Genomic DNA, 8,940 nt, shown 5'->3' with positions numbered 1-8,940 from the left:
GGACGAGAAATATTGAAGTACTTGCATCCGCTATTCAAACATGTCAAATGAATGGAGCGAACTTTGTAGAAAAAGGAAGAGTTTTAATCAAAGCTTCAGATAGCTGAATACTTACGATTTTCATTAAAAATGATTGGTTATCAGGTGTTGCAGTACTGATCCCTCAATTCTCTTCGAAGTAATTTCCATCCCCCGACCCGGGGGAGGCTGTCCACAATTATTGTCTTACGAGGTATTTTATACCCAGCCAGATGTTGTTTTGCAAATGCAACGATGTTTTCATGGGTAACGGTACATCCTTCCCGGGGGACAACTGCAGCAGCTGGGATCTCCCCTTTCTCCTCATCCAGACACCCGAAGACCGCAATATCATCAATGTCGGGATGGAGGATCAGGGAGTTTTCAACTTCAGTCGGGTAGATCTTCCATCCTGACATGATTATCATGTCTTTTTTCCTGTCTGTGATGACAAGCATTCCGTTTTTATCGATATATCCAATGTCCCCGGTAAGGAACCATCCATCTGGAAGGAACACTGCCGCAGTCTCTTCAGGCTTCTGCCAGTACCCAAGTGCAACTGCCGGACCCCTTATAGCAATTTCACCTGCTTCCATCGGAGGAAGAGTCCTGTTTGGTTCTTTTTCATCCACAACCCTTACCTCGGCATAGCCAACCGGAGTGCCGACACTGTTATACTCGTCAGCGGTGGGGTAGTGCTCAGGTCTGATTACTGTCCCTGATCCAATGACTATTGTCTCAGACAACCCATATGCATTGATGATAGGGGTACCAAATCGTTTATGGAAGGCTCGCCAGGTTGGAGCATGCATTGGCCCTCCTCCACTGATAATCCGTCTGACTGATCTAAGTTTCTTCTCGGTCTCCGGGGGAGTATCCATAATGCTGTGGATGACCGGAGGCATCGCAGCAAGGATAGTTACCTGATATTTCTCTGCAAGATTGAGATAGGTATCAAGGTGGAACCGTTCCATGATGATCCAGGTTCCCCCCTGTTTAAGGATTGATATTCCCCAACTGACTCCTACATGCCCCATGGGATAAATACCAAGATAGATATCGTCGGGGATGAGTTCCAGGGCGTCCCTCTCGGCATCCAATGCAGCAGCCCATCCCCCTTGGGTGAGCATTGCTCCTTTGGGCTTTCCGGTTGTTCCTGATGTGTACTGGATCTGACAGATGTCATCTAATTTGCAGGGACAAGGATATTGAAGCGGCGATGACTTGAGTAAATTCTCCAGTGAGTTCTCTTCATCTCCACCGGAGATAATGAGATGTGATACACCAAGAGCATGAGCTACTTTTTCGGCGACTTCTCTTCCAGTACCATCGGTGATGATCCCACAGGCACCTGAGTCCTCAACAACATACCTGAGTTCATCCTCCCGGTACACGATATTGGCGGGAACCACCACGGCCCCGATTCTCCAGAGTGAAAAGTATGAGATGAGATATCCGGCGGAACTGTCCAGATACAGGACTACCCGATCTCCCTTGGTAATTCCTCTCTCTGCCAATCCTTCACTAGTATGTACTACTGCGTCATGGAGTTCTCTCCAGGTATAGGAAATCTTTTGAGATGGATGAATAAGTGCCGTTTTTTCCGGATGTTCATGTGCACGAATATCAAGAAAAGAAGTGATATTGAACATGTATGATTCACAGATATGTGCTTTGGTGCATATAGATGTCGTGTCTGATGATTTTCCAGATTAAGCATGCAGAAAGAGATCTTGAGTCTTTATAGTAAAAAAACAAGAAATATATTGGAGTTTTCGTCAGGATTGTAACCATCATGGAGTCTGGTTTATCATCTCTCTCTGGGAAAAACGGGTTACGTAACCCTCTCTTGATTATTGGGTTCTTTATAGCAGTATATTGCCTTGGAATGGGGCTGCTGGTTACCTTTATACACACGCATTATCTCTCGACTCACGATCTTGCGATTTTTGAACAGTCATTCTGGATGACTATTCATCAGGGAGGTTTTTTTACAAATACGGTGGATACTATGTATCACTGTTCATTCGGGGCACACAACTCGCCCATATTATTGGCCTTGGTCCCTTTCTATCTGATATTTCAGCATCCCTTATTATTTTATTATATCAGTACCCTGCTGCTGGGCCTCGCTGCGATACCATTGTTTTACATCTGTAAATCTCTCTTTGATAATCGGCTCTCATTCCTTTTGGTACTTATCTACCTGCTCTCTCCTGCGATACATGGAATAAACTTATACAATTTCTCAGTCGTCTGTTTCGTGCCTCTTCTCTTTTTTTCCTGTTGGTATGGACTTATCAGTAACCGGTGGAAGTTGTATCTGATATCTGGTTTGACCCTGATTCTGGTGAGAGAAGATGTTGCTCTTCTACCAGGGATGATCGGTGTATATGGTTTGTTTTTTTCAAAAAACCGGGGTGGGATTTTTAAAATCACCCATCTGATCTTAATCATCTTTGCATTACTATTTACAATACTTTCAATAACGGTAGTGATACCATATTTCGCTTCGTCATCATCATTATCATCCAATTACATTCAGAATTTTGTTGATAATTTTACCCCCTACGGAAAACAGAGAGTTGTATTATTCGCTGAAACGTTCTTACCCTTGCTTTTTATTCCATTTGCGGCCCCTGAAATCCTGTTGGTAGGAATGTTTCAGTTTCTTGAAGTGTTTTTATCACCCGCCTTTTCCTTCCTGGATATCCAGTATCATTACCCGGGAATGTTTCAGCCGGTTATCATTCTGGCAACTGTGTATGGGTTACTAAAAATTTCCCGGTTTCTTCAGGTAAAAGATCGGGAATTCTTATTCAAATATATCCAGATTCTCCTCTTCTCCAGCTCGATAATAAGTTTTCTAATTATTAGTCCTTTCATCTCCTACTCGATGGTAGTCCCGGATTATCTGGATCAGGCTCACAAAGATAAGTATCAATATCTGGATTCAATTATTGCTCATATCCCCGGAAATGCAGCGATTGTAACTCAGGACAATGTGATCCCCCACTTGGCAGGGCGAATTGAAGCGTTTCAGTATGGGTACCACCCTGATGCAGATTATGTGATTATAGAGACCGGTACCGGGTATGCGAAATATTTTGAACCTGATCTAAAAAAATATCAAGGCTGGATACCTCTCATAAAAAAGAATGAGATCGTCGTACTTTCAAATCCTAGAAAACCATATCTTCAGGAATATCTTCTGGGGTTATGATATATGGGACGTCTCTGGATAGTATTATGAAAAAAATTGGTTAGAATTTAAAATGCTTTAAGGAATTAAAGATATGGCAATATCACTATTATCGCAATTAATTATTCTCGCAGAATGGTTTATCCTGCTCCTGTTTCTTCAATTATCAACATGGCCGTTTCTGAAGGGAGTAACCCGGAATTTTGCAGTTCCTCTTTCATTTCCGGTTTCACTCCTCCTTGCTACAGTCATATCGTGGTACCTGGCACTTGTTGGGGCACCTGTTTTATTAATGCTGGTTCCTTTTATTGTGTTGTTTGGCTATATCGCTGGGAAAGGTTTCATTCGGATAATTGATCTGAAAAGTGAATGGCGGTGGTATGCACTATTTTATGGAACATTCATTCTCACCCTCCTGGCAAAGATATGGTATGATTCTGCTATCGACATCTCGTATGAGAAGTTCATGGATTCGATGATCCTCTCCTCGATGATGCATACTCCCCAGATTCCTCCTCTGGATGGATGGTTCGCAGGAGGAACACTTTCCTGGTATTATTATCTTGGAGCATGGATGTTTGCTATCCCAGGTAATCTTCTCGGATTACCAGCATCGGTTGTGTATAATCTTGTAATCCCAACCGTTTTTGCCATGTCAGCAGTCATGATATATTCCTGTTCTTCTCTGCTTATGAACCGGTTTCGGTATCTTCCACTTTCTCTGCTTTTTATCTCATATCCTGGATTTTTCATCTTATTACTAATTTCAATTCAGAGTAAGGTACCACTCAGGTTTATCCTCGACAGCACGACCCGGATTCTTCCAGGGGCAGTTACCGAAAATCCACTTTCGGCTCTATTTATCGGGAGCCCCCGCCCCTATGCGGTTGCTATGATGATCCAGTGTCTGATAATTTTCCTGTTAATTTATGGATTTACCTCATGGAAACAGATTGGGATCCTGTCAAGGGGTGGGATTGGCCTGATTCTGGCTCTTTGTCTGGGAACCCTCATCCCTCTTCACAGTTGGGATGTTCTTATTTACCTTCCCATTGCTTTTTTTACCGGCCTCATAATCTCGTATCGGCAGTTGTCTCCGGGATCTGAATCGTTTCGGTCGCGTTTGTTCGAGTGGTATGCCCACCTGCGATCATCTTTGGGTTATCCAATGTTCATATCTGATGACTCTGCGTCTGCAGTTTTTTTCATCAGCATCATAACACCGGTTGTATCCATATTGACCTACCTACCGTTTCTATTCGAACTGAATAATCAGCGAATGCAAGGGATTACATTTCTCCCCACTCCGTCTGCTCCTTTAGATTTTCTTTTGATTCATGGATTGTTTATCCTTTTGCTCCTTGTATATCTCCGAAATGATCTTGTAAAAAAGCCCCTACTCCTGGGAATTCCTTTGCTCCTTGCATTAACCGGTTTCATATCAGCGGCACTTGTTGTACTACCGATGATTTACCTTATTGCACGTCGGTTTAACAGAATTGAAGAAATACTGGCATTTGCAGGGCTTTCTTGCATCCTGTTTTGCGAGTTTTTTGCAATGGTACAGAATGGGGCTCCTGATCGATCAAATACGACCTATAAATTCTATTTTGCCTCATGGATCCTGCTTGGTATTTCCTCATTTTCACTTCTTGGGGGGATGCTTGAGCAGTGTAAGATATTTTCTTCAAAACAGGGATATCAGGTTATCTCGGTATGTATCATAGGATTTACTCTTCTCTTCCCTGTTATACTACTCTCAAGCGGACCTCTCTGGCCTCCGAGTCTTGATGGAACGGATTTTGTTAGCAAATATATTGGACAGGAAGAATCTGATGCTCTTGATTATCTCAAAACATTACCCGTAGGGGAGGTACTTGTTGAAGGAGTAGTCCCGATGAATTTCGATCAGGACGACGCCGCAAAATATTTTTCCCGGGTATCCACATATACTGGAATTCCTTCGGTTATGGGGAGTTATTTTAGGGAAAGGGTATACCAGGGAACGGATGTAACCCATGAACGGGGTGAGGATTCAGTCCTTATGTATCTCCAGCCAGAACGGGCAGCAGAACTGATGGCGAAGCATCATGCAACCCTCCTCTATGTTGGTATTCCAGAAATCACGATCTATAAAATCCAAAATCCAGGTATTTACTCCCAGTATGGATTTGTCCCGGTTTTCCATGAAAATTCAACGGTAATCTGGCGTCCGCCATATTACTCCTAAAAAAATTATTGGTATTCAGGGGGCTGGATCTCTTTCGGGATGCCTCCCTTGAAGTATTTTTGAATCTTCTGGTATACTTCCCGGAGGTTATCATTCATGGTTGGGTGAAGTTTTGCAAGTGCCTGCTCGAAGTGTTCCCGCTTTACCTGTCGTGACTGCTCACGCATGGCGAAAATACCTGCTTCACGGCAGAGCCCTTCAATATCTGCTCCGACAAACCCAGATGTTTTTGCTGCAATATCTGAAAAAAGCGCCTCTGTCTTTTCATCAATAACCTGGATTCCAAGTTTAATCCAGAGTTCCTGCAGTAACTTTCTCCTGACCGTACGGCTCAGGGTTCCGTTACCCGAGCCATGCTGTTTAAGAATTTCTGCGATCTCTCCTGATGAGTATGTGGCCTCCCGGTTCAGCACCGTTGCAACCTGTTCGATATCCTCTTCGGTGTACGTCCCGGTTAGGTTCACCAGGTCTTCGATTGCTGATCCTTCAATCGGCATCATCCTGGTGTGAATCTGCATCACTTCCACCCGGTCTTTGGTATCAGGCTCACCGATGAAGATCAGCCGGTCGAATCTTCCGGTCCTGAGCAGGGCAGGATCGATGATGTCAGGCCGGTTTGTTGCCCCCATAACCACGACATCACGAAGATCCTGCAAGCCATCCATCTCGGTCAGGAACTGGTTGAGAACACTCTCCATCGTGTGACTGTCACCCGCTGTTCCCCGTGCCGGTGTCAGCGCATCGAGTTCATCAAAAAAGATGATTGCGGGAGATACCTGCCGTGCTTTCTTGAAAATCTCCCGGACTGCCCGTTCTGACTCTCCTACCCACTTGGAAAGGAGCTGGGGACCCCGTACCGCGATGAAATTTGCTCCTGATTCATTTGCGACTGCCTTGGCGATCAAGGTCTTTCCGGTACCGGGAGGTCCGTACAGGAGTACTCCCCGTGGGGGGTGGATACCGAGATCCTCAAACTGTTCTCTCCGGGTCAGAGGGTATTCGACTGCTTCCCGGATCTCTTCGATGGCTCCTGATAGACCCCCCACATCCCTCCACCTGAGATGCGATACCTCCAGCATGACCTCACGCATTCCTGAAGGCGTAATCTCCCGGAGAGCCTGTTTGAAGTCCTTTCCGGTGACCACCATCTTCTCCAGGATCTCCTGAGGGATCTCCTCTTCGTCAAGATCAATTTCCGGCAGATATCTTCGGAGAGCTCTGATTGCTGCTTCACGGGCGAGGGCGGCTAGGTCTGCACCAGTATATCCATGGGTTCGTGCTGATAGGTCGTTCAGGTTTACATCATCAGCCAGGGGCATACCTCTGGTGTGGATCATGAGGATATCATGTCGATCTGGTTCTGCCGGAACCCCGATCTCGATCTCCCGATCAAACCTTCCTGGCCTGCGAAGGGCAGGATCAATTGCATCGAGCCTGTTCGTGGCACCGATCACGATGACCTCTCCCCGCTCCTCAAGCCCGTCCATCATGGTCAGGAGCTGGGCAACCACCCGCCGTTCAACCTCGCCGGTTACTTCTTCACGTTTTGGGGTGATAGAGTCCAGTTCGTCGATGAAGATGATAGCAGGTGCATTATCTTCAGCCTCGTCAAAGACCTCGCGAAGACGTTGTTCGCTCTCTCCATAATATTTTGATATTACTTCAGGTCCGGCAATCGGGATGAAATGGGCTCCCGACTCATTTGCAACTGCTTTTGCGATGAGCGTCTTCCCCGTGCCCGGTGGACCAAAGAGCAGCACCCCTTTCGGGGGCTCAATACCCAATCTGCGGAAGAGTTCAGGGTGACGCATCGGCAGTTCGATCGTCTCCCTGAGCCGCTGAAGTTCTTCCCTGAGCCCGCCGATATCCTCGTAGGTAATCTGACTGATCCCTTCAAACCCGCTCACCGGCTTGTCTGAAAGAATAATCTCGGTCTTCTGTGAGATAATGACCGCTTCTCGTGGTTCGATCTCGATCACTTTGTATGAGACCATCTGTGGCTGAATAAACGGGAGCCCGATCGCAACCGGAACCGAGTCCCCGAGAGCAATCGGGAAGTCTATCAGATTGTGATGTATCGTGGTCGGGTCAGCAGGTGGGATATTTCTGGGGAGATCTTCAGGAGGGGCGAGAACCACAACAGAGGCAGGGATGATCTCTTCTACCCGGGAAACTTTTACCGTATCTCCGATTGAGACATTGGCATTGGTCCTGGTAAAATTGTCAATGCGTATTTTATTCTGGTTCCAGTCGTTGAGTTGGGCACGCCAGACCTTGGCAACGGTGGGCGATTTCCCAAAGATATGGATGATATCGCCGGGAGAGAGCTTGAGTTGGAGCATCGTCTCTGGATCAAGACGGGCCTTTCCCCCTCCCTGATCTCCGGGATATGCACTATCAACTTTAAGATATGATTCCACCATTATTACCTAACAATCATATATCCGTGGATTTATAAGTATAGCAATTCATGAGGATTCTCGCAATTGACCCGTTTCACGGGGCTGCCGGCGATATGTTCATCGGTGCTCTCCTGAACCTTGGTGCTGACCGTGATTCGGTGATACGGGTAATGGCGTCTGTGGTGACCACTCCGACAGTTGAGGTGGTCTCCCGAGCGGGTATCCGGGCAACAAAAATTCATACCCATGCAGGGCATGCATCACGAACCCTTGATGAGGTTCTTGAGCGGGTCCGTTCAGCTGATGCTCCTGCGGAAGTTATCACCCGATCTGAATCGGTATTTCACCGGATTGCATCTGCAGAGAGATCAGTTCATGGAAAGATGGACCATTTTCATGAAGTCGGGGCAGATGATGCGATTGCTGATGTGCTTGGGGCATGCATGGCGATGTATTCTATCTCACCTGAACAGGTCAGGGTGCTTCCGATAACAACCGGTTCAGGAAGGGTAACGATGGCCCATGGCTCATATCCGGTCCCTGCACCGGCAACCGCTGCAATCCTTTCAAAAGGAGGTCTGATAGTACAACTCGGAGGTGGTCAGGGAGAACTCTGTACTCCGACGGGAGCAGCCCTGCTGGCAGAGTTTAATTCTGGAGCCCTTGATTCCCTTCCTCCGGGAAGGATTGAAGCAATCGGGTATGGAGCAGGTGATCGCGATGATCCTGATGCCCCCAATGTCCTGCGAATGATCCTTCTCACGACGTCATCAGAAGGGACTGGTGATGTTGTAGATATTCTTGAAACCAATGTGGATGATGTTCCCGGGGAGATCATCGGATACCTGCTTGGAAAACTTATGGACGAAGGAGCCAGGGATGCCTGTGCCACTCCGTTGACGATGAAAAAAGGCAGACCCGGACATCTTATCAGAGTAATCTGCAGACCTGAAGATTCAGGGAACCTTTCAGAGATCATGGCACGGGAGACCGGAACACTGGGTGTCAGATGCATCCCGGCTGTTCACCGGTTCATCGCTGATCGGCAGTTTGAAGAGGTTATGGTCTGTATCGGAGGTAAATCAGGC

At 46.6% G+C, this 8,940-nt stretch carries 5 protein-coding genes; 3 read left to right on the top strand and 2 right to left on the bottom strand.

What is annotated here, in order from left to right:
* Positions 1-140: 140 nt before the first annotated feature.
* Entirely contained in the window at positions 141-1,670 is a 1,530-nt protein-coding gene (locus LUQ50_RS10930) for a class I adenylate-forming enzyme family protein (RefSeq protein ID WP_300039869.1), read from the bottom strand.
* A 143-nt stretch (positions 1,671-1,813) separates the two neighbouring features.
* Here LUQ50_RS10930 and LUQ50_RS10925 point away from each other — a divergent pair, with 143 nt between their 5' ends.
* Positions 1,814-3,241, top strand: a complete 1,428-nt coding sequence (locus tag LUQ50_RS10925) for a DUF2079 domain-containing protein (protein WP_367278993.1) — start codon at positions 1,814-1,816, stop codon at positions 3,239-3,241.
* 73 nt (positions 3,242-3,314) lie between these two features.
* Positions 3,315-5,450: a DUF2298 domain-containing protein gene (locus LUQ50_RS10920; protein WP_300039867.1), complete on the top strand. Its 2,136-nt coding sequence runs from the start codon at positions 3,315-3,317 to the stop codon at positions 5,448-5,450.
* 5 nt (positions 5,451-5,455) lie between these two features.
* Here LUQ50_RS10920 and LUQ50_RS10915 read toward each other — a convergent pair whose 3' ends face one another.
* The gene (locus LUQ50_RS10915; RefSeq protein WP_300039866.1) at positions 5,456-7,873 is read right to left on the bottom strand and encodes a CDC48 family AAA ATPase; all 2,418 of its coding nucleotides are present in this window, start codon (positions 7,871-7,873) and stop codon (positions 5,456-5,458) included.
* 47 nt (positions 7,874-7,920) lie between these two features.
* Between LUQ50_RS10915 and larC the strand changes: the two genes are divergently transcribed.
* The coding region (larC, locus tag LUQ50_RS10910) for a nickel pincer cofactor biosynthesis protein LarC (protein ID WP_300039865.1) at positions 7,921-8,940 on the top strand (1,020 nt) is incomplete at its 3' end.

The sequence above is a fragment of the Methanospirillum sp. genome, assembly GCF_028679455.1.
Taxonomy (GTDB): domain Archaea; phylum Halobacteriota; class Methanomicrobia; order Methanomicrobiales; family Methanospirillaceae; genus Methanospirillum.
Note: the sequence above shows the minus strand (reverse complement) of the source record. Positions and strands in the feature narration are given on the sequence as shown.

What these genes read in the sequence shown, in the direction of transcription:
- LUQ50_RS10930 (WP_300039869.1), bottom strand. Translation starts at nt 1,670, where the DNA reads ATGTTCAATATCACTTCTTTTCTTGATATTCGTGCACATGAACATCCG.
- LUQ50_RS10925 (WP_367278993.1), top strand. Translation starts at nt 1,814, where the DNA reads ATGGAGTCTGGTTTATCATCTCTCTCTGGGAAAAACGGGTTACGTAAC.
- LUQ50_RS10920 (WP_300039867.1), top strand. Translation starts at nt 3,315, where the DNA reads ATGGCAATATCACTATTATCGCAATTAATTATTCTCGCAGAATGGTTT.
- LUQ50_RS10915 (WP_300039866.1), bottom strand. Translation starts at nt 7,873, where the DNA reads ATGGTGGAATCATATCTTAAAGTTGATAGTGCATATCCCGGAGATCAG.